Annotated in this window: 15 protein-coding genes and 1 pseudogene; 11 read left to right on the top strand and 5 right to left on the bottom strand. The window is 64.0% G+C overall.

The window, feature by feature from the left end:
- Positions 1-30 precede the first annotated feature (30 nt).
- The gene (locus FHW73_RS13120; RefSeq protein WP_183427196.1) at positions 31-702 is read left to right on the top strand and encodes a lasso peptide biosynthesis B2 protein; all 672 of its coding nucleotides are present in this window, start codon (positions 31-33) and stop codon (positions 700-702) included.
- Positions 702-2,441: an asparagine synthase C-terminal domain-containing protein gene (locus FHW73_RS13125; RefSeq protein WP_183427197.1), complete on the top strand. Its 1,740-nt coding sequence runs from the start codon at positions 702-704 to the stop codon at positions 2,439-2,441. The genes FHW73_RS13120 and FHW73_RS13125 overlap by 1 nt, the downstream gene beginning before the upstream one ends.
- Here the strand turns inward: FHW73_RS13125 and FHW73_RS13130 are convergent.
- The gene (locus tag FHW73_RS13130; RefSeq protein WP_183427198.1) at positions 2,438-4,540 is read right to left on the bottom strand and encodes an Atxe2 family lasso peptide isopeptidase; all 2,103 of its coding nucleotides are present in this window, start codon (positions 4,538-4,540) and stop codon (positions 2,438-2,440) included. The genes FHW73_RS13125 and FHW73_RS13130 overlap by 4 nt on opposite strands.
- 68 nt (positions 4,541-4,608) lie before the next feature.
- Positions 4,609-6,927: a TonB-dependent receptor gene (locus FHW73_RS13135; protein ID WP_255492980.1), complete on the bottom strand. Its 2,319-nt coding sequence runs from the start codon at positions 6,925-6,927 to the stop codon at positions 4,609-4,611.
- Between the two features lie 374 nt (positions 6,928-7,301).
- Between FHW73_RS13135 and FHW73_RS13140 the strand changes: the two genes are divergently transcribed.
- The 6 genes and pseudogenes from FHW73_RS13140 to FHW73_RS13165 all read left to right on the top strand — a co-directional run bounded on the left by FHW73_RS13140 (position 7,302) and on the right by FHW73_RS13165 (position 12,833).
- Positions 7,302-7,562, top strand: coding sequence for a helix-turn-helix transcriptional regulator (locus tag FHW73_RS13140; protein WP_183427200.1), 261 nt, complete (start codon positions 7,302-7,304; stop codon positions 7,560-7,562).
- 598 nt (positions 7,563-8,160) lie between these two features.
- Positions 8,161-9,105 carry an HNH endonuclease signature motif containing protein gene (locus tag FHW73_RS13145; RefSeq protein WP_183427201.1) on the top strand — a complete coding sequence of 315 codons (945 nt, stop codon included), beginning with the start codon at positions 8,161-8,163 and terminating at the stop codon, positions 9,103-9,105.
- Positions 9,106-9,130: 25 nt separating this feature from the next.
- Entirely contained in the window at positions 9,131-9,766 is a 636-nt protein-coding gene (locus tag FHW73_RS13150; protein ID WP_183427202.1) for a hypothetical protein, read from the top strand.
- A 621-nt stretch (positions 9,767-10,387) separates the two neighbouring features.
- Positions 10,388-11,146 carry a hypothetical protein gene (locus tag FHW73_RS13155; protein WP_183427203.1) on the top strand — a complete coding sequence of 253 codons (759 nt, stop codon included), beginning with the start codon at positions 10,388-10,390 and terminating at the stop codon, positions 11,144-11,146.
- Positions 11,147-11,224: 78 nt separating this feature from the next.
- Positions 11,225-11,752, top strand: coding sequence for a hypothetical protein (locus tag FHW73_RS13160; RefSeq protein WP_183427204.1), 528 nt, complete (start codon positions 11,225-11,227; stop codon positions 11,750-11,752).
- A gap of 146 nt (positions 11,753-11,898) precedes the next feature.
- A pseudogene (locus tag FHW73_RS13165) lies at positions 11,899-12,833 on the top strand (IS481 family transposase).
- 460 nt (positions 12,834-13,293) lie between these two features.
- Here FHW73_RS13165 and FHW73_RS13170 read toward each other — a convergent pair.
- Positions 13,294-16,374, bottom strand: coding sequence for an NACHT domain-containing protein (locus tag FHW73_RS13170; RefSeq protein ID WP_183427205.1), 3,081 nt, complete (start codon positions 16,372-16,374; stop codon positions 13,294-13,296).
- 68 nt (positions 16,375-16,442) lie between these two features.
- A complete protein-coding gene (aceE, locus tag FHW73_RS13175) occupies positions 16,443-19,232 on the bottom strand; it encodes a pyruvate dehydrogenase (acetyl-transferring), homodimeric type (protein WP_183427206.1) in 2,790 nt (929 codons plus the stop codon).
- Positions 19,233-19,497: 265 nt separating this feature from the next.
- On the opposite strand from aceE, the gene FHW73_RS13180 reads away from it, so the two are divergent.
- The 3 genes from FHW73_RS13180 to FHW73_RS13190 are packed head-to-tail and all read left to right on the top strand — an operon-like array spanning position 19,498 to position 22,160.
- Entirely contained in the window at positions 19,498-21,306 is a 1,809-nt protein-coding gene (locus FHW73_RS13180) for an ATP-binding protein (protein ID WP_183427207.1), read from the top strand.
- Positions 21,303-21,743, top strand: a complete 441-nt coding sequence (locus FHW73_RS13185) for a response regulator (protein ID WP_183427208.1) — start codon at positions 21,303-21,305, stop codon at positions 21,741-21,743. The genes FHW73_RS13180 and FHW73_RS13185 overlap by 4 nt, the downstream gene beginning before the upstream one ends.
- Before the next feature lie 6 nt (positions 21,744-21,749).
- Complete coding sequence (locus tag FHW73_RS13190) at positions 21,750-22,160, top strand: response regulator (RefSeq protein ID WP_183427209.1); 411 nt, start codon at positions 21,750-21,752, stop codon at positions 22,158-22,160.
- Between the two features lie 790 nt (positions 22,161-22,950).
- On the opposite strand, the gene FHW73_RS13195 is transcribed toward FHW73_RS13190, so the two are convergent.
- Positions 22,951-25,236: an NADP-dependent malic enzyme gene (locus tag FHW73_RS13195; RefSeq protein WP_183427210.1), complete on the bottom strand. Its 2,286-nt coding sequence runs from the start codon at positions 25,234-25,236 to the stop codon at positions 22,951-22,953.
- Between the last annotated feature and the right edge of the window lie 47 nt (positions 25,237-25,283).

Below are 25,283 nucleotides of genomic sequence, written 5' to 3' on the forward strand. Positions count from 1 at the left end.
AAAGGTGCGCCCACGGCCGGGACGCCGATCATGGCCTATACCCTTCGACAAGACCTGTCGTACTGCCTGATCGATGGACGGGCGATCTTTCTCGACATCGAGAGCGATCGTTACTTCCGGCTCGGGCCCGCACTCGAAGCTGCGTTCCTTCGCCATGTCAGCGGCGCCCCCATTGATGCGGCACCACTTGAAACACTGGTCCAACGCCGAATCCTCACCACCGCCACGGCCGACGAACCGCGCACTGATGCGCAATGCCCCACACCCAGCCGAAGCGTGCTCGAGCTTCATACCAAGGCACAGACACGCGGAATCTCGGCGCTGATCGAAGTCGCCGCGACCGTCATCCGCACACGCCGGCACCTGCGGACGAGATCCCTCAAGGCCATCGTCAGCGCGCTGGATCAGAGGCTGACACAGTGTGCGCGACGCACCCCACGCTCCGAGCACGATGAAGCACGGCTACTCGATGAAGCGGGCGCTTTCGTCGGCGCGCGGCTGCATGTCCCCATCGAGACCTGTTGTCTGCTCGACTCACTCGCCATGGCGCACTTTCTGGCAAGGCGTGGGTTCGCAACGAACATCGTCTTCGGGGTCATCGACGATCCCTTCTCCGCCCACTGCTGGGTGCAAGCCGGCGACCTGGTGCTCAACGACACGGTGGGCAACGCAACGTCGTACACGCCGATACGGGTGCTCTGATGCCCTACCGCTACATTGCAATCGTGGATGACGACCAGCCGGCCGCCACAGATCCTGTTGAGATCGGTCCGAAGCTCAATGAGATCGGCCTGTCACTGCGTCTGTCCAGCGCCACGGTGCAGCTGTACGCCGACAAGCACACGCCTGTTCTAGAAGCGCCAGGCGGCGGCGCGATCATCGGGCATCTGTTTCGACGGGACGGTGCACCGGTGCGACGGCCGGAAGACCTTCCCAGGTTGAACAGCGCAGAAGACCTGCGGTCCGTCCTGTTGACGCAGTGCTGGGGCGACTACTTGCTCATCCAGCCGGGCGATGCCTCGAGCGGCGCCCTGTCGATCACCCGTGATCCTTCCGGCGGCGTGCCCTGCGTCTACGCGGTTGGCGCACGCGGGGGCTTCGTGACGTCGGATGTCTCGCTGGCAGTTCGCATCGGCCTGTATCGAAGAGAGATCGACTGGGACTTCCTGCCCGTCTGCCTGACTTACCCTCACGCAATGACCGCCCGCACAGCGCTGGCGCAGGTCACCGAGTTGCTGCCGGGCTGCACACTGCTTGTCCGCGGTTCCAGCACCCACATCGAGCAAGTCTGGTCGCCCTGGGATTTCGTCACCGACGAACGCCGCGTGCGGAACCCGGACGAGGCCGCCCGCCGCGTCCGCGATGCCGTGTTGTCATCGATCCAAGCCTGGGCCGGAATCGACAGCAACATCCTGGTCGAAGTATCGGGCGGCCTCGACTCATCGATCATCGGGGCATCCCTGGTGTCGACAGGGGCGGATGTGAGCTGCCATACGCTGTTCACGCCGGTCCCTGGAGCGGACGAGCGACAGTACGCCACGCTCGTTGCCAACATGCTCGGCGCGCCGCTGCATGCCCGGGAGCTCGACTTCCCGACGGCCCGCTTCGACGCTGCACCGCCGCCGTGGTCGGTGGCACCCCGCATCAATGTGCTCCAGCACGCTCTCAACGAAGCGATGGCCGTTGCCGGCGGCAGCGAAACAAGCCCGGCCCACTACTCGGGTGGCGGGGGCGATGTGATCTTTTGCTACCTGGGCAACGCGGCGCCCGCCGCCGATGCGGTCAGGGCGCGTGGCCTGCTTGCAGGATCACGGGCCATCGGCGACCTGTCGCAGTTGCACCAGTGCACCCGCTGGAAAGCGGCACGTCTCACCTTCAACAAGCTCACGCGGCCGCCCAAGGCGCCTTACGACGCCGACCGCACGCTGCTGCGCGAGGACGTGCCGAACGGCGCGCTCGACACCCACCCGTGGTTTCAAGCACCGGATGACGCACTCCCCGGCGACCGGGAGCGCATCCAGTACCTGGCGGGCACCCAGCTCTACCGTCATGGCATGTGGCGCGGCCCGGCGCGGCAACTGCGTCTGCCCTTGCTGTCGCAGCCGGTCGTCGAAGCCTGCCTGACGGTCCCCTCCTGGATGTGGGTCGCCGGCGGCAGGAACCGATCCGTTGCGAGGGCGGCGTTCTCGGACCTCCTGCCGACCGAGGTCCTCAACCGCAAGAGCAAAGGCGACTTCGCGCAGTACCTGGGCGCCGTCTATCGCCGGAACAGCGAACGGATGCGTCGCTTCCTGCTCGATGGCGAACTCAACGCCCGCGGCTTCCTCGCGACAGCCGAGCTTGACGCCTTCTTTCGCAAGACCTTTCCGTCGCGAGACCAGTCCTTCTTCCGCATCCTCGACCTGTGCATGATCGAGAACTGGGTCCGCCACCAGCGCTAATCGCGGCCTCGATCACCCTCCGGGCTTGGCCGCCCCTCCGCTTGCTGCTTCATACGATGCCAGCGCGCATATTGCGGGGCTTTTCCTGCGCCGTCCCGCTCGACGCCTTGCAGCCAGAAGCAGAACCAATCCAGGTTCCGTTCGTAGGCCGCCAGCTTGTGCTGCGGCTCGAACTTCATATGGGGTGCGGTCGGGAACAGATAGAGATCGGCCTGACCGTCGCGCACCATCGGGATGATGTAGTCCAGGGCGTACAGGTACTCCTGCTCCGGCATCTGCAACAACACCGGCGCCCTCACCTTCTGCCGATTGAAGGCCAGCGACAGCCGCCTCCATGCCTCCGGCGTGGCATCTGGCGCGCCAAGCCCCCAGGCCGCCTGCAGACCGGTCGCGAACCGCTCGCCCTGCAAGCTGCCCATCAGGTGGTACAGCGGCGTCACCGCTGGCGATGTCACCGAGGTCGCGGCCAACAGATCCGATTCCGCGGCCACCCAGAGCGTGACCTCACTGCCGAAGCTGAAACCTCCCATTCCCACGCGGCCCGGATCCACCACCCCCTCGCCCGCCAGCAGGTCCACCACACTCCGGACCGCAGACATGCCCTCGTCATAACGCGTGATCGGGTCCGGCTTGTGCGGGAGTGCGGTGATGCACAGGGCCGCAATGCCAGCCTGCGCAAACGACGCCAGCGGCCACTCGTCGCCGGTCCCACCACGCAGGAACCCGCTGCAGGTGTAGTACGTCACGAACAAGGGCCGCGGGGAGGCGGCCATGCCCCGCCCAAGCAGGAGCTGGCCGGTGAACTCGCGGCCTTCTGCATCCCGCCAGCGCAGGAACCTGGACGACACGCCCTGCGCAAGATCGAACGCAAGCGACGCATTCGGATCGAACAGCACCTGCCGCTGACCGGTGTCGATCTCGATGCGCTCCAGGCGCGGCGGGCGGTCGGCCTCCGCAGTCACGCACACCATCGCATCGGCCGCCACCCCGCACGCACTCGCCACTTCTCGCCCACCATTGAGCAAGCCGCGCGACGTCGCCACCACCGTCACCGCGCCGGTATCCACGCTCCAGCGAAACACCGTCTGCGCCCGGCCCGCCTCGACAGGGCTCGTGGTGAACAGCAGCTCATTGCGCCCAGGCCGCCATTGCGCACTGGTGATGTCCGCCCCGGTACAGGCGGGCGCAGTGCACTGCGCGATCTCGCGTCCACGCCGATCCAGGACCGACAGGGTCGCAACCGGCTCGGTATACGGCCCACCAGGCGCCAGCGCCCGGGTCAAGGTGGCGGTCCGACCGCTTTGCGGGTCTCGGACCCAAGTCCGGTTCAGCGGCGCGGCCCCGGCCACAGAACTGGGTGCCGCCTTCGCCGCAGGCGGCACGAGCTCGCGGCGCGCGCCCGTCCGCAGGTCGATCTCGACCCAGCGCTCGGGCACGTCGTCCAGCAAACCTTCACGGTCGAAGCCGAGCCCCGTGAACCGCTGCGTCGCCAGCCGCCCCTTGTGATGACCGGAGCGGAAGACACCCTGCCCGATCGGAATCGAGGCATCGACATGGATGCCACGCGCGTACTCCGCCTGCTCCGCGTCGACGATGTCCGCGCGAGGCGCGCCCACGCTGTACTGCAGCGTCGTGCCGTCCTCGCCGAGCCTGAAATCGCGCACATTCGCCGGGTCCCGCGCGACCGCTTCTGCGCCCGAGCCGTCCGCAGCGGCGCGCCAGACCTCGATGCGACCGTCCAGCAACGCCCGGTAGAAGATCGAGCGCCCATCGGCAGACCAGTGCGCCACGGCAGGCAATGCGCCGCCGGAGCTGTTGCGCAGCGGCACGCCACCCTCCGCGACCCGACGTGGCGGTGCCTTCCCATCCACATCCTGGACGTACCACACCGAATCGTAGGTATTGCGCTCAACAGACGGCTGATCCGCCCGGAAGGCCACCTGTCGCCCATCCGGCGACACGACCAGCCCGGAGAGATCCACCACCTCCACCAAGCGTCGCGGCGAGACAGCCGTCGCCTCGAAAGGGGCCAGCACCATCGCCAGCACGACCGCCAACATCACCGCAGCGCGGCCATTGCGCAAACAGACCATCACCATCCCATGCACTCCTTGACGAAGCATCGAGCGCCGTCGCCCGTCAGGACGACGGACCGATGTGCCGCAGTTCAGAACCGGCGTGTGATCGAGACATCGAGACGCCGCCCGATGCCCGAGTAGTTGGTCGAGTCGTAGGGCAACCAGGTCGGATCGGTGACGCGATGCCACGGCGGCGCACGATTGAACAGGTTGTGCGCGGACACCGAGACATCCCAACCGGCCAGCGGATTGCGTCGGCTGTCAAACGCGTAGCGCAGGGTGAGATCCGCAGTGGTGAACGATGCAGTCTTCGTCCCGTCCACGGTGCTGCGCACGCCGCTGGTGTGGTTCGCAAACAGCGAGGCACCGAGGCCGCCCTGCTGCCAGACCATCCCGATCCGGCCATTGACCTTGGCCGGGCTGTACAACGTGCCGGCCAGATCGAACGCACGATCGGCCGGGCTGTTCTCACGCGTGCTGTCCAGCCAGCTCCCTGCTCCGCGGACAGTCAGCCGTCCGGGCCCGAGATCGAACCGGTAAGCGCCCGACAGGTCGACACCGCGAATCCGCTCCCGCGCCACATTGACGAAGTGGGCGTACAGCAGCGCCGTGACATCGGCGGGGTCGTAGCTGCCACCGGTGTAGTTGTAGAAGCCCGCCGCCGCCTCGATGATCCGGGCCTGCCCCTCGGCAGTGGGCGAGCGATCGACAAACGGCGCGTAGATCGGGTTGGTCAGCGCCTCGGCATAGTTGCCCACGGGTTGGACCACACGGTCCGTGTAGTCGATATCGAACACGGACAGTTCCACCTCAAGGGCGGGCAGCGCACGCGGATGCAGTGCCAATGTGCCCGTCCAGGTCCGGGCGCGCTCCGCGTCCAGCTGCGGATTGCCGCCGAAGACCGCAAGCACCGTGGCATCGCTGTCGGCGCTGCCACCAAACACCGCCACCGGGTAGAGCAAGGCGTTCTGGCGCTGGTACTGCTGGAGCAGCGTGGGCGCCTTGAACGACCTGCCCCATGAGGCCTTGAGCGTGTAGTCGCCAGTGGGGCTGTAGACAAGCCCGAGCTTGGGCGTGGCGACACTGCCGAAGCTGTCGTACGACTCACGCCGGACGGCAGCCGTCAGCGTCAGCCGCTGTGGCCCATTGCCATTGGAGCCCGCCAGCAACGGCAGGCTCAACTCGGCATACGCGAAGCGACTGCGCTCGTCCCCTTCGATCAAGCGCTCGCCGGACACGACGTTGCGCTGCACGAAGTCGTTCTCACGCTGGCCCAGGCCCGCCGCAAGACGCGCCTCCCCGGCCGGCAGCGCGAACAGCGGTCCTTCCACACCCGCCTCGTAGGCGCGGCTCTCATTGCAGTAGCAATCGTCGTAGGGCGACGGCAGCACCTCGCCGTTGGCGACCATCGTCATCCATTCGTCCTGGACACGACGATCGCGCCCCCAGGTGGCGCCGATGGCGAGCTGCCAGTCGTCGGCGAATGCGATCTCCAGGCTCGGCGCCACCAGCGTGGTCGTGGTGACGGGCGAGAACCGGCTGTAGTAGCTGGAGATCCCGCTGAAGTAGGCGGTGGACCGCTGCTCCCGCTCAGTGCGCAGCGCATCCAGGCGCAGCTCCACCGCATCGCCGAGCGACTGGTGCCCGCTGACCAACGCGCTGCGCAAGTGGCTGCCCGGATAGATCGTGGTCGGCTCGGGCATGTGGACCGTCAAGGCCCGCTGGCTGGCCAGGATGGGTTCGGCGGACGCGTACTTGTAGGTCGCAATCAGCCCGCCGCTCGACCAGGCCGAGCCTGCCGTTGCGGTGTAGCCATGGCTGGCCAGTCCGCCATCGGCCGTACGGCCGTACTGCGCGCCAACCGCCGCGCCTGTGTACTCCCGCTTGAGAATGACGTTACCCACACCACCCACGGCATCGGAGCCGTAGATGGCCGAGGCGCCATCGGCCATGATCTCGATGCGCTCGACCGCGTCGACGGGGATCGCATCGATGTCCACCGCCTGCGAGAAGCCGCCGTAAGCCATGCGTCGGCCGTTGAGCAGCGTCAGCGTCGCATCCGCGCCCAGGCCCCGCAGGTTCAACGACGAACCGCCGGTGATGTTCTGGTTGGCGACGCCCCCTGCCCCGGCCGTCGCCCCGGCGGCCACGCCGGGGTTCTGCCCGCCCGAGAAGTTCTGCGGCACGCTGCGGATCACGTCACCCAGGTCGCGGAAGCCTTCTTCCTGGATCCGCTCGGCGCCGAAGGTGATCACCGGCGACGGCGTGGTGCCGCCGCGGATGCGGGTGCCGGTGACCTGGACGGTGTCGAGCTGGGTGGCGGCGGCTTCGGTCTCCCGGGTGTCCGAGGGGCGATCGGGCTCACGTACCGCACCGGTCTCCTGTGCGGCGGCGGCCAGGGGCAGCAATGCGATGACGGCGGCTGCGAGTGCATTCGCGGCCGGCCGGCGCGAGGTCGGCCGTGTGGATGGCCAGGCCAGGGCCCCTGCTGCCTGCGCCGACGCTTGGCCGGTTGCTGGCCTGGCGATACGGACTGCGCGCGTCGCAGGCGCCGAGACGGCGGAGCGACACCTTTCCAGCGGCAAACCACGCACAACAGCCGATGCGTTCGACATGCGATCTCTCCATTGAGTGAGGCGGCCGGCCGGGGCGGGAAGAGACGCAACAGCGTCTTCGCGCGCGGGCGGCACATGGCTCATGGCCCGGATCGAGCATATCTAGTTTTCGGATATATGGAAAGCAGATTTAGGGTAGGCCTGGCCTTCAACCCAAGGAGCCTGCAATGACAAGCAAGTCGATCTACAAGCCCGAGTACCAGATCCTGGTGAGCCTGCTGAAGGAGAGCCGGAAGAAGATCAGCGGCATGACCCAGGCCAGGCTGGCCGAGGAACTGAACCGACCGCAGTCGTACGTCAGCAATGTGGAGCGCGGCCGCCGACGGCTGGATGTGCTCGAGCTACGCGCGCACTGCAAGGCCTGTGGCCAGAGCCTGTCCGGCTTCATCAGGAAGTTCGAAGCCGCAGTGGCCAAGACCCTCCACTGATCCGGCCATCGAGGCCGGCACCGCACATGGTGCCGGCCTTCTTTGCTGTGTGCCCGTCGCGTCAGAATCGGGTGACGCCGCACGCGGATGCGCTGAAGGGGTCGATCGAGAGCTCCCCGCCACGTCTGCGATGCCGGGCGTGGTGCGGACGCGATCTGCCTCCCCGGAACCGCTATGTGGCAGCGGCGACCGCTTGTGTGATCTGGACGGGATGCCGGAACGAGATCAACAGCCCAGATCCTCATCAGACGACTTCGCGGTCGGCACCACGCGCGAAGCCGCCAAAACGGCGAAGCACCCGCAGTCGCAGAAATCCCTGGCGCCATAACCAGAAAAATCTGACACGGGCCTGCGGCGCCCACCGACGTCCTTCCTGAGCCGGAACTTGCATCCTAACCTCCGTCAGCAACGCGCGATCCTTGCCTTCGGGCCAGTCGCCAGACGCGCGGGCCGGGGCAAGGAGCACCCCGGCTGCTGGCGCCTTTAGCGGAGGTGGCCGTGCCATGGACGACAACCACAATGCCTGGGCGGTCCCCCATCTCGTACGACACCGCCGCGGCCGAAGGAACGCGCTATCCTCCTTCGAGGGGAGGCCCTGATGGCGTTCTGGTGGGTCAATCACAAGCAGACACGCGACCTTGAAGTCCGCGGAGGCTACCTCTGGTCGCCCTTCCGCAACGCCAACGGCGCATTCAACCAAACGTACGAGAACATGACACTCGTGCGTCCCGGCGACCTTGTGTTCTCGTATGCCGATGGCCAGATCGGCGCCATTGGTCAAGTGACCGAAGCCGCATCCGCAAGCCCAAAACCCACCGAGTTCGGCAAGGCGGGCGACGCTTGGGCGAACGAAGGTTGGCTCGTCAGCGCGTACTTCACGCCAGTTCCCAAGCCGCTCCGCCCGACGGCGCATGCGGCCACCATCGCGCCGTTACTGCCGGATCGATATTCGCCGATTCGTCGCAACGGCCATGGCAACCAATCCTGCTATCTGGCAAGCATCTCAGATGCCTTGGGCCACTTGCTGCTGGAACTTCTTGGGATCGAAACGACGCCGGTCTTCGCGTCGCGCTACAGAGTCCAGGACCCGGGGCACGATGCCGCGTTGCTCGACGACCTTGCCCAGATCGAACGCGATCGCAGCATCTCAGACACCCAGCGCCTGCAACTCGCGAAGGCGCGTGTGGGCCAGGGCCTATTTCGCAAGCTCGTGCTGCTTGACGACCCGCGCTGCAAGGTGACAGGTGTCGAAGACGAACGCCTGCTCGTCGCCAGCCACATCAAGCCCTGGCGTGATGCCACCAATCAAGAGCGCCTCAGCGGCTCGAACGGCATCATGCTCTCTCCGCATGTCGATGCCCTCTTCGACAAGCACCTTCTGACCTTCGAGAACGACGGACAGATTCGGGTGCACACAGCGCTGCCAAGGGACGTCCTGGACCGCTGGTCTATCCAACCAGATCGCAAGGTAGAGCGCTTCAGGCCCGAACAACACCGCTTCTTGGCGCACCATCGCAAATGCTTCGCACAACAGCTCTCCTAATCTTTCGCTCCCTCAAGCCTCAGCAGTGGACAGTATCGACGTGATCAAGGACTTGATTGCAGCCAGCGGGCCCGGCTTACTCATCCCCGTCGTGTTGTTCGCCCTCCTCTTCTACGCGGTACGCGGACTATTTGGCCTCCACGGGCGACGCAGCCAACATCGACGCGAGTTCCTAGAGCACTGGGATCCGAAGCGCGTGGACGATGACCTGTGGCTGGAAGTGACAATCCGGCATCTCTACGGCAAGCCCCTGCCTGCCCACGTCATCCGGACCGCACTCTCGCATCCACATGCGAGCCAAGCGCTGCTTGATCTGTCCGAACTCTGGTCATTTCTGGACTACGACCCCGAGACCCGCAGTGTCAGCTGGCAGCACAAATGGCACCGGAATCGCACCACACGCGGCGCGCTGCGTCACTGGCCGGTCGTCCGCTACTTCTTGTTCGCACTCACCAGCATGGCAGCTGCGTACTACGCCACACGCGTTGAGGGCATAAGCCAATGGGCCTTCGCCGCCCTCGCTCTGATCATGGGCGCAGCTGCCTTCCTGAGCCTATGGCACAGCGATGCTGAGAAGGTTGCGGCGAGAACTGGCGAGGCATGGATCGAGCGGATCAACGCAACTTCGACCCCTCATCCATTATCCGACAATGCAACGTGATTGGGCCGCGCGTTGTATACATACCCGCCCATCCTGGCGCTGACCGCAGTCAACTTTCAAACAGCGGCGGAGGCCGGCCATAAGGATCACGCTACGGGCAAGCGCTAGCCCTCTATTCAGCATACCACGCCCCGCCCCAGCGTCACCTCTGCTGCGCTCCGAGAACGGCTTGGCCTTCGCCAGTCGGCACCACGTCTATCTTATGCGGAGCTCCAGCCCAAAGCTCTTGGATTACGAGGACGCCCGCGCTGGTGACACGAGCTAGCCCGGACGTGGACGGGGAGGCGGGCCGGCACCTTCTCGGTGGGGCGTACCCTGCTTCTTACTCCAGAACCTCTAGGGTGATACGGTATGGAAGTTCACCAACCGGAAGCGCTAGGGGGAGCAATGCCAACGGCAAAACGGACTTTTGCTTTAAAGATTGTGAGGTTCAAAGTGGGGCGTAAGAAGGGCTACGTCCCGCCGAATATGGACGACCTACTGCGCCGGCTTATGACTGCCGCGCCGCGCGTAGGTCAAAGGCATGTACCGCCCCCGCCGCCGGCTCCTAATAGACTCGCCACCGGAACTTCATGCTTCTATATTAATCGCGCGAAGCGTCGCAACGGACGAGACGGACACTTGATCGAATGTGTCTCCTACGTCAACGGCCTGGCACCAGAGCAGACGATCCCAGATTTTACCGCCAACTCGCTGCCTATCAGCTCGGTACCGATTGTCGATCCGGCCACTGGCCAGACACGTCAAGTGATCCACAGCTATAGGGCATTGTTCTTTGGGCAATGCGCAATCATCGAACAGGAGAAGGGAGGGGGCGGCACGGCGACGCTTGCGTTGTCGCTTACTGCGATGCTTCGCGAGCATGTGGACCATAACCTTCCTGGCATTGAGTTCATGGACGTAATCGGCGCCGACCTTAGAAAGTCCATACAAGCGGCGGGCGGCGTTGAGCGCATAAGTGCGAGCCTTGCCACACGGACTACAAATCGGCGCCGCCCGCTTGCGTTCAGACTTAGTAGCCTGAAGCAATGGGCCGGAAATAGGGCAATAGTACATGCGGAGATTGACTTTCCGGATGGCGACAATACGAGAAAAGGGATTCAGGCGCTAGACGAGTACGCAGCTGACAGTGGTTTGGACTCGGTGACGGTGTATCTGCGCGATGGCCAGAAGATTACGGGTCTGCGCAAGTTCGTGGAGAAGCGCCGTATGGATATTCAGATTAACCCGTCCGGCAGCTACAACACATCTGACATCGAGGACACAATGTGGAACTACCTTGACGAAGTGCGCGCCCCTGACGATGAGGGCTGGCGAATTATTGATAATGCAGGGCGACCAGTTGGCGCTCAGGTTATTGATAACGATGGCGACGGATGACTGAGATCGATTATGCGCCTACTGCCGGAAGAATGGACGGCTAGCTGGTCAGCCCTTCGAGCTATGGGAGGCTTGACCGTGGGCATCGGCTTTAGTCTTCGCCATTTCACTGCACTGATGATTCCCCTGGCCCTGGGCGGGTGGGCGGGGTGGTCTATCGTGCCGGCTTTTGCTATTGCACAGCGAGAAGACGCGCTATTCGCCCTTCTCGCTGGCGTGATCGCACTCGGCAGTTTACTAGCTGGCTTCATGGTTACTCTAATGCTTTTCTCTGGGCGCATAGATAATGCAAGTTTATTAACACTAGAAGAACTAGAGGCATATACAGAGCGAATCAAGTTCTTATTGTCTTCGCAGGCACAGACATTATTCGCATCGGTACTGAGCGCGGCATTCGCGATTACATGGCTATGCTTCTATGCTCTTCAGTTAGACCAGGTGACGCAGCGCATAGTGGGGGCCAGTTGCTTTGGCTTCACCTTCGTTGCATTGCTTCGTTGCGTGCTGGTGCCGCTGCAGATTTACGAGATTCACGAGGCATCACTTGATGACGCAGTTTCCGACCGGCGGGAGCGAGAGCGGGCTAAATTTAAGCCACAAGGGTAACGCCTCGAGGCCGGCGCATCGTCCAAATTTGCCAGCATCACTCTACGGGCGTGGATGACCTAGCTGTGATCTCTCAGTAGGTTGTTCATCCGGGGCCTCTCTGGAAGATGGGGGTTACGAAGCCAACCAGCCCCCAGGAGCCCCGGATGAACCTGCATAAACATGCCCGTTTGAGTCCTCGCGGTCGAGCCCTGCTCGTGGATCGGGTCCTCGTTCACGGCCTTCGCGTGGAAGAAGCGCGGGCGTCAGCGTGCGGACCGCCTACAAGTGGCTGAAGCGGTTCCGGGAGGAAGGGCCAGAGGGATTGACCGACCGCACTTCCCGGCCGCATGCCTGTCCCCATGCCACGCCTGCGGCCATCGTGGCCCAGGTGTTGGAACAACGCCGTTCGCGCCAGACCTACCGCCAGATCGCCCAGCAGGTGCCCGTGGCACCGAGCACCATCGCCCGGTTGTTGCGCCGTGCCGGTCTGCATCGGTTGGCCGAGTTGGAGCCGGCTGTGCCGGAGAACCGCTACGAACACGCCCGGCCCGGCCAACTGCTGCATCTGGACATCAGGAAGCTGGGGCGGATCGGCTCGCCGGGCCATCGCGTCACCGGCGACCGGTCGCACCGCCATCGCGGCATCGGCTGGGAATATGTACACCTGGCCATCGACGATCACTCGCGCGTGGCCTTCGGATCCATCGAGCCGGACGAACGCGGCAGCAGCGCCTGCAAGGCGCTGATCCGCACGGTTCGCTATTACCGCACCCTAGGCGTGCGCTTCGAGCGGCTGCTGACCGACAACGGCTCCTGCTACCGGTCCCGCCGCTTCCGTCGCCTGGTCCGCAGGGTCGGCATGCGCCACTCGCGAACGCGGCCGTATACCCCACGCACCAACGGCAAGGCCGAACGTCTGGTCCAGACCAGCCTGCGCGAATGGGCCTACGCGTGCGCCTACGACAACTCCGAGCAGCGAGCCAATGCCTTCACCCACTGGTTGCACCACTACAACTGGCATCGCCCGCATGCCAGCCTCGGTTACAGGCCACCCATCTCCCGCATCCCGCTGAACAACGTACTGGGTTTACACACCTAGTCCCTGCGACTGCGCAGGGTGCGCGTGTCCGACGCCTACTGTGTAGCATTTGCAACCCGCCATTTTTTCGGCAGGTCACACACACTGGCAGATGATCGGCTACAAGGAAGCACGACCTGACGACGCACTCGGTTGATTAACGTTCATCGAGCATCAGCTTATTAATTTCGATCGCGTCCCAGTCCAAGCCGCGGATCTATTCGCGGCTGCCGAGGCCACTTGATCCTGTGTTCGAACTCGCCAATCGCCGCATTGAACTCAGTCAGCGAAGCTGCGGTCGGCCCTGTAAATTCGCGCCACACCCTCTCCTTGCCGGTCACCGGAGCGGAAAATGCGGTCTTAATTCAACAGATTACTGATAATGAAATGTTAGTTTCCTTCCAATGCGGTGCTGCTTACCAATGGCGAGCAGGTCTAAGAAGTTAGGTAAGCATAAATCCACTATCCATTTCCGATCCGCTCAAATACGCCTCTGAACCTTCCTACGTGGCTTCTTTACCGCGGAGTCCTCAATGCCCAAGTATCGCAGCAACGTTGCTGCCGACGAGCGTCTACGCTGATAATCAGGAAAAAGAAGCAGCCGCTCGGCAATCTCGGAATCTGACACCAGCCCACGCGCGTACCAAGCTAACGTTAACGCCCCCATCTCCACATGGTCATGATATGTCCCGGCCTTACTAACTGCAGCTTCTTCGAGGAATCGATTAACCAAATTAGGCTCCAATCGAAGTTCCACCTTCTCTACAGCCGGCAGTGACGAGACTGCCCACGCAAAAAATCTTGAGTCCGGCTCGCCAATTCGCTCGCCCCATCTTCTTGACAGCTTATACAAGGCGTCCTCTAGACAATCAGGAGCGGTCCTTAAGCACTGACCAATCCACGAGAGAGCCCACGCAGCACAGAACTGCACTTGAGGCACGTCTGAATCTAGGCAGCCTACAGCGACCTCAGCCGAAGCACTCATAATTGCTTGGCCGTCAGACTTTATAAATTCGGAGCTATTCCTTATTCTGTAAGCTGCATTCATCATAAGGACCAGTAACGCAGCCTGCCGCTCAGCCAAGGCGCAATTAACTTCGCCCAAGATCAGTTCAATAAAACCTAGATCATCCAGCCGGGCAGACCTCGGCTCGTCATTCAACACCATCTCTGAATATACCGAGCACACTTGCGAATAATTACGTGACCTCCCCCAAAACTTTTTCTTCACGGAAGCCCTAACGAGGTGGCCAAACTTGCCGGCAATCAAAGTCTGCACTAGGTCGCTGCCGGATCGTTCGGCATTATCTATTATCAGATCAAGCGCTTTCTCAAGCACCCCGCCCGATATCTGTATGTCTTCTTTGAGGCAGCTCGTAATTGTCGAAAGCTGAATAGATGGGAACTTTCCTCGTGCAGCATCAAGCTCACAGCTCTCAATCAAACGACTAACTAAACCACCTGCTTTACGACCAGAAATTGCTGACGACAAGCTAATAACTTCCGACCAGCGCTCATTATCATAATAAGGACCCAAGAGATCAGCTAACGGAGCCGCGTTATCTCGGCCCTTGAACTGTTCTTCAACCAACCCCCTAGCTGACAAGTACTCTTGAAAAGTTAAATGCCTGAATTCATAAACTGGCTGAGTTAACCCATCGATCCTCGCGTGCCCCGACTGTAGGATCAAACTGCTCCGATGCTCAATTCTTTCTAAAAAATCTGAAGGAGATACCTTGCTAAACTGGAGTTCGTCAGCTAATTCCAATCTTGCATCCTTAAGAAGATCCATTAGATCTCTATGGCCAATTTGCTGCAGGCCACTCTTAAACATCTCCAGCGCGACATATGATAGCTGCGCAAGCGCTTCCTCCTCATCTAGCGGCGCATAGCCTTCCACATTCCATGTCCGCACTAATACGCGAATGGCTTCTCGATACAGAGATGACCTGCTACGAGGCAATTCCCCCACGCTCCGCTTAACGACTAGAAGGGTGGTCAGCAGAAGAGGATTTTCTCCTAACGGCCTGATACCATTATTCGTAAGTATTGCCATAGCAACATTACGTGATTCCGATCTTACAGCTTCAGTGTCTGCCACAACCTCTGTATGCCACTTCTCACACAAGGCCACAACGTCGTCAGATGAGAGGGGCGCAATTCGTGCCGGCTTAAAAACACTTGCAACCGCCCCAGCGACTATTCTGAATCCAGCTTCGCGAGAAGTGGTGACGGCAGCAATCCGCGGAAACATCGACATGAAAGTCCGAAGATGCTCCGCAAATATTCTTCTATCGGATTCCGAGGATATCTCGTCAAGCCCATCTACCAAGAGAAGCACTCGGCCCGACCGCAATCTTTCGTGGATATCCACTCGGAACGCGGCAGCTTCTTTGTCATTCATGCCCGCGTAGCTCGGTATAGCCCCTATGATCTCCTGAAGCGACCAATGAACGCGATCTTTCAGCTCTCGGCAACGCAAGAATACCGGCATCCAATCGCCAAGCGGGAGGCCATCATCAATCTCCGACCGCCTTTCAGGAGATGAGTAGGCAGTTGCCAATCGTTTAAGGAATGTGCTTTTGCCACCTCCAGGAATTGCAAGCAAGGCGAGTCGATTGGACTGACCGAGCATTGCTCCTAGTGACAAGGACTCTACCGAATCCATCTTCGACTCAGTCGCGTTTAAGTCTTCTGAAGGATCAAGTGGCAGATAGTGTGCACGCAATGGAACAAAAAGCCTTTCAAGCCTTAGCCTTGTCGCACTTAACTCAGTATCCGCAGGTAGACCGTCAAGCTGAATATATCCGTACTCGTGTGAGACCCAGTTTCGGTAGACGTTCTCAGCGGCGGCAAGTGCTTCGCCATCAATGTGATTCCCCGGCGGCGCCAAATGAATCATGCCTGCGAGCGACGAATCACCTTCTTTCATATCGTCGCTAGTGACCTGAAGGGCGATACTACTCGCTATGGGCGTACCATCCGCATGAATCAGCGAGTAATGCGTCCTTTCCTTAAATTTCGAGTAGAAAACTACCCAAAAGTAGCCGAGCTGATGGGCAATTAACTCCCCGCCACTCATCTCAAGGATGTTCGAGTCTTTACCTAAGCATTGACTAGATTTTCCCACGGCCACTTCAAAGGGGACCACTACGCGCGAGGCGACCAATTGCTCGACGACATCTTCGCCGTTTAATAGGATCAACCCATCACTGCCTGATTCACGCTCTTGCTCAATGGCACTTTCACTGAAACCTGCTAATGAGAGGAAATAACCCTCCACCCGTCGCCCTGGAAATTTAATTCGCTCGCGAGTGAGAACGCCGAGGAATTTATTAAGATCTGCGCCACCAATTTTCACTGAGTGAGCTTTGCATTCAGCTCGCACGCTTCTTGCTTCAGTTCTGTGCTCACCTTGGAGGTCTATTTCCCGCCCAGTTTTATGCACATCTACGCGTATCTCGTCGTATCCGATCGCGAAGAATAGATCACGACTTATCCTAGTGAATAGATCCCCCGTAGCGTTCGATCCGTCCGCAATCAGCCTAATTCCTTTTGACATTTTTATTCCTTTCTGCGTACATATAAAAACGGCGACTTTCTAGCCGCCGTTTTCATTACTTATTCGAATCAAACCCCAACCGGGTTCGCCTTCTCCGGATCGATCTTGTACAGCTTGATCGCCCTGGCAACGTCTTTCCCCGTCATCTTCCCGTCCTTCGCCAGCGCGTCGATCGCCGCCTGGGCGATGTAGTAGCGGTCCACTTCGAAGTGGCGACGCAAGTTGGCGCGGGTGTCGGAGCGGCCGAAGCCGTCGGTGCCGAGCACGGTGTAGGTGTGCGGCACGAAGGCGCGGATCTGGTCGGCGAAGGCGCGTACGTAGTCGGTCGCGGCGATCACCGGACCGGGGCGCCCTTCGAGCTGTTCGGTCACGTAGGGCTTGCGGCGGGTCTTGGCTTCGGGGTTGAAGCGGTTCCAGCGCTCGGCGTCGAAGCCGTCGCGGCGCAGCTCGGTGAAGCTGGGGCAGGACCAGATGTCGGCGGTCACGCCGAAGTCCTTGTCCAGCAGTTCGGCGGCGGCGATGACTTCGCGCAGGATGGTGCCCGAGCCCAGGAGTTGGACGTGGGGGAGGTTGGTGGACTTCTTCTTGCCCGAGTTGCCCCCACCCGAAGCGGCTGCGCCGCTTCGACCTCCCCCGCTGGCGGGGGAGGTGTCCGACTTGCTGGCGGGGGAGGTCGCCGTGTCGGCGGTGCTGGAGAGCAGGTACATGCCCTTGATGATGCCCTCGGCGGCCTCGGGGGTGACGGCCGGGTGCGGGTAGTTCTCGTTCATCAGGGTGATGTAGAAGTACTCGTCGCGCTGCTCGTCGAGCATGCGCTGCATGCCGTACTGCAGGATCACCGCGACCTCACCGGCGAAGGTGGGGTCGTAGCTGCGGCAGTTGGGAATGGCGCCCGAGAGCAGGTGGCTGTGGCCGTCTTCGTGCTGCAGGCCTTCGCCGTTGAGCGTGGTGCGCCCGGCGGTGGCGCCGAGCAGGAAGCCGCGGGCGCGCATGTCGGCTGCCTGCCAGGCGGCGTCGCCGATGCGCTGGAAGCCGAACATCGAGTAGTAGATGTAGAACGGCAGCATCGGCAGGTCGTTGGTGCTGTAGCTGGTGGCCGCGGCCATCCAGCTGGCGAACGCGCCGGCTTCGGTGATGCCCTCTTCCAGCACCTGGCCGGCCGCGTCTTCGCGGTAGTACATCAGCTGGTCGCGGTCCACCGGCTTGTACTTCTGGCCCTGCGGGGCGTAGATGCCCAGCTGGCGGAACAGGCCTTCCATGCCGAAGGTGCGGGCTTCGTCGGCGACGATCGGCACCACGCGCGGGCCCACCTGCTTGTCGCGCAGGATCACCGAGAGCGACTGCACGAAGGCCATCGTGGTGCTGATCTCGCGCTCGCCGGTCGCCTGCATCAGGCGGTCGAACACCTTGAGCTCGGGGGCCTTGAGGCTTTCGGTGCTCTTGCGGCGGCGCTGCGGCAAAAAGCCGCCCAGCTTTTCGCGGCGCTCGAGCAGGTACTGCACTTCCTCCGAATCCTTGCCCGGGTGGTAGAACGGCACGTCGCCGTCCTTGAGCGCGGCGTCGGAGACCGGGATCTTGAAGCGGTCACGGAACGTGCGCACCGCGTCGTCGTCGAGCTTCTTGGTGTTGTGGGTCGGGTTGAGCGCTTCACCGGCGCTGCCCAGGCCGTAGCCCTTGACGGTCTTGGCCAGGATCACCGTGGGCTGGCCCTTGGTGTCCATCGCGTTCTGGTAGGCGGCAAAGACCTTGTGCGGGTCGTGGCCGCCGCGGTTGAGGCGCCAGATGTCGTCGTCGCTGAGATTGGCGACGAGGTTGGCGGTCTCGGGGTACTTGCCGAAGAAATGCTCGCGCGTGTAGGCGCCGCCGAAGGCCTTGCAGTTCTGGTACTCGCCGTCGACGGTCTCCATCATCAGCTTCTTGAGCATGCCGTCCTTGTCCTTGGCCAGCAGCGGGTCCCAATAGCTGCCCCAGATCGTCTTGACGACGTTCCAGCCGGCACCGCGGAACTGGCCTTCCAGCTCCTGGATGATCTTGCCGTTGCCGCGCACCGGGCCGTCCAGGCGCTGCAGGTTGCAGTTGATCACGAACACCAGGTTGTCCAGGCCTTCGCGGCCGGCCACCGAGATCGCGCCCAGGCTCTCGGGCTCGTCGGTCTCGCCGTCGCCGAGGAAGCACCAGACCTTGCGGTCGGTCTTGGGCATCAGGCCGCGGGCTTCGAGGTACTTCCAGTTGCGGGCCTGGTAGATGGCCGCAATCGGGCCCAAGCCCATCGAGACGGTCGGCAGCTGCCAGTAGTCGGGCATCAGCCAGGGGTGCGGGTAGGACGAGACGCCCTTGCCGTCGACTTCCATGCGGAAGTTGTCGATCTGCTCTTCGCTGATGCGGCCTTCCAGGAAGGAGCGGGCGTAGATGCCCGGCGAGCTGTGGCCCTGGGTGCAGATCAGGTCACCCGGGTGATCGGCGGAAGGGGCGCGGAAGAAGTGGTTGAAGCCCACGTCGTAGAGCGTGGCGCTGGAGGCGAAGCTGGCCAGGTGGCCGCCCAGGTCGCCGGGCTTGCGGTTGGCGCGCACGACCATCGCCATCGCGTTCCAGCGGATGATCGAGCGGATGCGCCATTCCAGGTCGCTGTTGCCCGGCATCTTCGGCTCGAGGTGGGCCGGGATGGTGTTGACGTATTCGGTGGTCGGCGCGAACGGCAGGTGGGCGCCGGCGCGGCGGGTCAGCTCGACCATGTTCTCGAGCAGCTGGTGCGCGCGCTCGGGGCCGCCGACGTCGATGACCGCCTTGAGCGACTCGATCCACTCGCGGGTCTCGGTCGGATCGGGGTCGTTCTGCAGGACGTCGTTCAGCCAGTTCATCAGATGTGCTCCAGCGCGGCGCGCGCGGCCGCGTGCAAGGGGTCGTTGTCGAACGGTCGATTCTAACAGGCGCGTTCTGCCGGGCGCGCCGGTTGCGGGGGTCGGGGACAGCGCGTTCCAGCGGTGCGTCTGCCCGGGTCCGGCTCGCCGGCCGGGCCCGGCAGCCATTGCCCGATTGCGGGCCGCCCGGCCGTCCGCCATGATCCCGTGTTCAGGGGAGGATGCGGCATGATTGCGCCCCCCGCCCGCGCCCGAGCCCATCCCGATGCCCCATACCGCCTCGCGTTCCAGCCGTTGGCAGTTGCCTGCGCTCGGGGTGGCGATCGTGCTGATCGTGGTCGGGCCGTTCCTGATCATGCGCGCGGCGATCGGCGAGGCCGACGAGGCGACGCTCGAGGTGGTGCATACCCGCGAGATCCAGACGCTGGTGCAGGCGGTCTCGGCCGATGCGCGCAGCCTGGAGGCGGCGGCGATCGCACTGACCCGCGGGATCGATTCGCCGTTGCTGCGCGAGCGCATCCGCGATGCGCGCGAGCGGATCCTGCCCAATGTCGAGGCGGTGCTGGAGTTGACCCGGGACAACCCGGCGCAGCAGGCGCGGCTGGGCGCGCTGCGCAACATGCTCGAGCAGCGTCTGGCCCGGATCGACCAGGTGATCGCCGCCGAGGAGGCGGCGACCAACCGGCAGATCGACGAGATGATCGTGCTCTACCCGATCCAGCGGCTGGTGATGGACGTGGTGGCCGAGGAAGAGGCGCTGCTGCTGGACCGCAAGGCGGTGGCGGCGCGTGCCAACCGCAATGCCGAGCTGTCGAGCTGGGCGGCGATGGTGGTGCAGTTGCTGCTCTTGGCGGCGGCGAGCTACTTCGCGCTGCGCCAGCAGACCGGCCGCGTGGCCGCCGAGCGGCAGGCGCTGAGCGCCAGCAGCCGGGCGCTGGCGGTGCTCGACAGCGTGCGCGAGCCGATCGTGCTGGTCGACAACCAGCAGCGGGTGGTGATGCACAACGCGGCGTTCGCCGAGCTCTATGGCGTGGACGACGATGCGCGCGGCCATGCGCTGGCCGAGATCGGCGACGGCGCCTGGCAGGATGCCGAGACGCTGCGGCGGCTGCACGATGTGCTGGCGCGCAACCGCGAGCTGTGGGACTACCGCCTGAGCCAGGCCACGGTCGACGGGGTGGAGCGCACGATGCTGCTCAATGCCCGGCGCATGCCGCTGCCCGACCGCGATGACGCGGTGGCGCTGATCACCGCGTCCGATGTGACCGCGCAGAGCATCAGCGAACGGCAGATCCGCGAGCTCAACCAGCAGCTCGAGGGCAAGATCGAGCAGGTCTCCGACGTCAATCGCGAGCTGGAGGCCTTCAGTTATTCGGTCTCCCACGACCTGCGCGCGCCGCTGCGGCACATCGCCGGGTTTGCCGACAAGCTCGGCCGCCATCTGGGCGAGAACATCGACGAGAAGAGCAGCCACTACCTCAATGTCATCGGCAGTTCGGCGCGACGCATGTCCACGCTGATCGACGATCTGCTGGTGTACTCGCGCCTGGGCCGCAGTGCGCTGCGGCTGCAGAGCGTGGATCTGCAGACGATGGTGTCCGATGCACGCGCGATGCTCGACAGCAACGCGAAGGCCGAGAAGCCCGACCACCGCATCGAGTGGACGATCGCGCCGCTGCCGATCGTGGTCGGCGACGAGAACATGCTGCGGCAGGTGTGGTTGAACCTGCTGGGCAATGCGGTCAAGTACAGCAGCGGCAGCGAGCCGTCGACGATCGAGGTCACCTGCCGGCGGCTGGACGACGGCGGCTACGAGTTCTCGGTGCGCGACAACGGCGCGGGCTTCGACATGCAATACGCGGGCAAGTTGTTCGGCGTGTTCCAGCGCCTGCATTCGGCCAGCGAGTTCCCCGGCACCGGCGTCGGCCTGGCCAGCGTGCGTCGCGTGCTCGGCCGCCACGGCGGGCGGATCTGGGCCGAGTCGGCGCCGGGCCAGGGCGCCACGTTCTTCTTCACCCTTCCCGCCTCCGTCCAGGAGCCGGGTCTTCTGTCCTCACCAGGAAAACAGCAATGAGCGAAATCCGCACCATCCTTCTCGCCGAGGACAGCCCGCACGATGCCGAGATGGCGATCGATGCGCTGCGCGAGGCCAATCTCGCCAACCCGATCGTGCATGTCGAGGACGGCGTCGAGGCGGTGGACTACCTGTTCCGTCGCGGCAAGTACGCCGACCGCGCCGAGGGCGACCCGGCGGTGCTGCTGCTCGACATCAAGATGCCGCGCATGGACGGCCTGGAAGTGCTCAAGCAGTTGCGCGATCACGAGACGCTCAAGCGCATGCCGGTGGTGATCCTGTCGTCCTCGCGCGAGGAAAGCGACCTGGCGCGCAGCTGGGATCTGGGCGTGAACGCGTATGTGGTCAAGCCGGTGGACGTCGACCAGTTCTTCGATGCGGTGCGCACGCTGGGCAAGTTCTGGGCCGTGCTCAACGAAGTGCCCGAGGAAGAGTGAGCCCGCATGGGGGACGATGAAGGCCATGGCGCGCGGGCTGGACGCCTGCGTGTCCTGATCGTCGACGATTCGCGCGACGATGCCGAGCTCGCCGAACTGGCCCTGCGCGATGCGGGGGTGGCGGTCGAGACGCGACGGGTCCACAGCGAGGCGGGGCTGGTGGAGGCGCTGGAAGCCTTTGCGCCGCGCGTGGTGCTGTCGGACGTCAATCTGCCGGGGTTCTCGGGCGCCGAAGCGCTCGCGCTCACCCGCCGGCTGCGTCCCGGGGTGCCGGTGGTGTTCATGACCGGCTCGGCCTACGGCCTGCCGGGCGATGTGATGCCCGAGGGCGATGCGTTGGTCCACAAGGACCAACTCGACCGCCTGCCGGCGGCGCTGGCCCAGGTGTTGGCGGTGGGAGACGACGGGGCGGAGTGAAGGCGGTGGGGCTGCGCGCAAAGCCCCTGCCCCCACCCGACACGCTACGCGTGTCGACCTCCCCCGCGGTGCGGGGGAGGTGATTTGGTTGCGCGATGCATGACGCAGCGCGCGCTTTGTGCCTTCCCCCGCTTGCGGGGCATTGCACCCTTTACGGGTGGAAGGTTGGGAGGGGGGCGCTTTTCGCGCCGTACTGGACGAAGCGGCATTCCGCTCAAAAGCCCCCGCCCCCACCCGACACGCTACGCGTGTCGACCTCCCCCGCGGTGCGGGGGCGGTGACGGACTCCGCGATGTGCTTGTCTCCGCCCTGCTCCGAGACGTGGCCGCTCGCGCGATGAATGATCCAGCGCGCGGGGCGCTAGCTCCTTCCCCCGCTTGCGGGGCATTGCGCCCTTTACGGGTGGAAGGTTGGGATGGGGGCGCTTTTCGCGCCGTATTGGACGAAGCGGCATTCCGCTCAAAAGCCCCCGCCCCCACCCGACACGCTGCGCGTGTCGACCTCCCCCGCGATGCGGGGGAGGTGATCTGGTTGCGCGATTCGGTTGTTCTCTGCGCGAGTGCAACGACGCGCGCGCGGGGCGCTTGTCTCCTTCCCCCGCTTGCGGGGGAAGGTTGGGATGGGGGCGCTTTTCGCGTGGCGCTGGACGAAGCGGCATTCCGCTCAAAAGCCCCCGCCCCCACCCGACACGCTGCGCGTGTCGACCTCCCCCGCGGTGCGGGGGAGGTGACCTGATTGGGGGTGCGTGCGCCGACCTCCCCCGCGATGCGGGGGAGGTGACGGGCGCCGGTCAGGCGCCTTGTTGTTGGGCCTTGCGGATCTGGGCGTCGACGGCGGCGATGGCGGTCATGTTGATCACGCGGCGCGGGGTGGCCGAGGGCGTCAGGATGTGGGCGGGCTTGTTGACGCCCATCAGGATCGGCCCCAGGGCCACGCCGCCGGTCATCACGCGGATCATGTTGTAGGTGATATTGGCGGCGTCGATGTTCGGGAACACGAAGAGGTTGGCGCGGCCGCTCAGTGTGGTGTCGGGCAGCATGCGGCGGCGCAGGGATTCGTCCCAGGCGGTGTCGCCCATCATCTCGCCGTCGAATTCGAGCCGGGGCGCGCGGCGCACGAGGATCTCGCGCACTTCGCGCATCTTGCGGGCGCTGGGGTCGTCGTGGCTGCCGAAGTTGGAGTGCGAGAGCAGGGCGATCTTCGGTTCGATGCCGAACAGCTTCAGGCGGTAGGCGGCCTGGATGGTGCTCTCGGCGATCTGCTCGGCGGTCGGGTCGGGCTGGACGTGGGTGTCGACGAAGAACCACAGGCCCTGGTCGTTGACCACGCCGGTCATCGCCGAGGTGCTCTGCAGGCCGGGGTCGAGCGGCAGCACGCTGCGCACGTAGCCGAGCTTCTTGTGGAAGCGGCCGACGATGCCGGTGATCATCGCGTCGGCCTCGCCGCGGTCGACCATGATCGCGGCAATCAGCGTCGGGCGCGAGCGCAGCAGGTTCTTGGCCGAGTCGGGGGTGACGCCGCGGCGCGCGGTCATGGCGTGGTAGTGCTGCCAGTACTCGTTGAAGCGCGGGTCGTCGTTGATGTTGGTCAGTTCGAAGTCGCGACCGGCGACCAGGCGCAGGCCCAGGCGCTTGATGCGCATGTCGATGACGTCGGGGCGGCCGATCAGGATCGGGGTCGCCAGGCCTTCGTCGACGACGGTCTGCACGGCGCGCAGCACGATTTCTTCCTCGCCTTCGGCGTAGACCACGCGCTGGCGGTCGCCGCGGGCGCGGTCGTAGACCGGCTTCATGACCAGGCCGGTGCGGTGGATGAACTGGCCGAGCTTCTCGCGGTAGGCCCCCATGTCCTCGATCGGGCGCAGCGCGATGCCCGAGGCCATCGCGGCCTGGGCGACGGCCGGAGCGACGATGGTCAGCAGCCGCGGGTCGAACGGGCGCGGGATGATGTACTCGGCGCCGAAGCTGGGGATTTCCTCACCATACGCGGTGCCCAGGTCGCTGGCTTCTTCCTTGGCGAGCTGCGCGATGGCATGCACGCAGGCGAGCTTCATCGCCTCGTTGATGCCGGTGGCGCCCACGTCCAGCGCGCCGCGGAAGATGTAGGGGAAGCAGACCGCGTTGTTGACCTGGTTGGGGTAGTCCGAGCGGCCGGTGGCGATGATGGCGTCGGGGCGGGCGCGCTTGGCGTCCTCAGGCATGATCTCCGGGTACGGATTGGCCAGCGCCAGGATCACCGGGCGCGGCGCCATCGTGGCGACCATCTCCGGCTTGAGGATGCCGCCGGCCGACAGGCCCAGGAACACGTCGGCGCCGGCGACGATCTCGGCCAGCGTGCGCGCCGGGGTGTCGCGGGCGTAGCGGGCCTTGGCCTCGTCGAGGTTGTCGCGCCCGGTGTGGATCACGCCGTCGCGATCGAAGGCGAGGATGTTCTCGGGCTTCAGGCCCAGGGCGACGAGCATGTCCAGGCAGGCGATGCCGGCCGCGCCGGCGCCGGTGGTCGCCAGCTTGACGTCCTCGATGCGCTTGCCGGCCACTTCCAGGGCGTTGACGATCGCAGCGCCGACGATGATCGCGGTGCCGTGCTGGTCGTCGTGGAACACCGGAATCTTCAGTCGCTCGCGCAGCTTGCGCTCGACGATGAAGCACTCCGGCGCCTTGATGTCCTCGAGGTTGATGCCGCCGAAGGTTGGCTCGAGGCTGGCGATGATCTCCACCAGCTTGTCGGGGTCGCGCTCGTCGACCTCGATGTCGAACACGTCGACGCCGGCGAACTTCTTGAACAGCACGCCCTTGCCTTCCATGACCGGCTTGCCGGCCAGCGCGCCGATGTCGCCCAGGCCCAGCACCGCGGTGCCGTTGCTGATGACCGCGACCAGGTTGCCGCGCGCGGTCAGTTCGCTGGCGGCGTTGGGGTCCTTGACGATCTCCTCGCAGGCGTAGGCCACACCGGGCGAGTAGGCCAGGGCGAGATCGCGCTGGGTCAGCATCGGCTTGGTCGCGCTGACGGTGATCTTGCCGGGCGGCGACAGGCGGTGATAGTCGAGGGCGGCCTGGCGGAAATCGTCGTTGGACATCAGATTGGTCTTGGCTGTTAAGGAAGCGGGGGCAGGCGCGTGATTCT

The organism is Luteimonas sp. RC10, assembly GCF_014192745.1.
GTDB lineage: Bacteria > Pseudomonadota > Gammaproteobacteria > Xanthomonadales > Xanthomonadaceae > Luteimonas.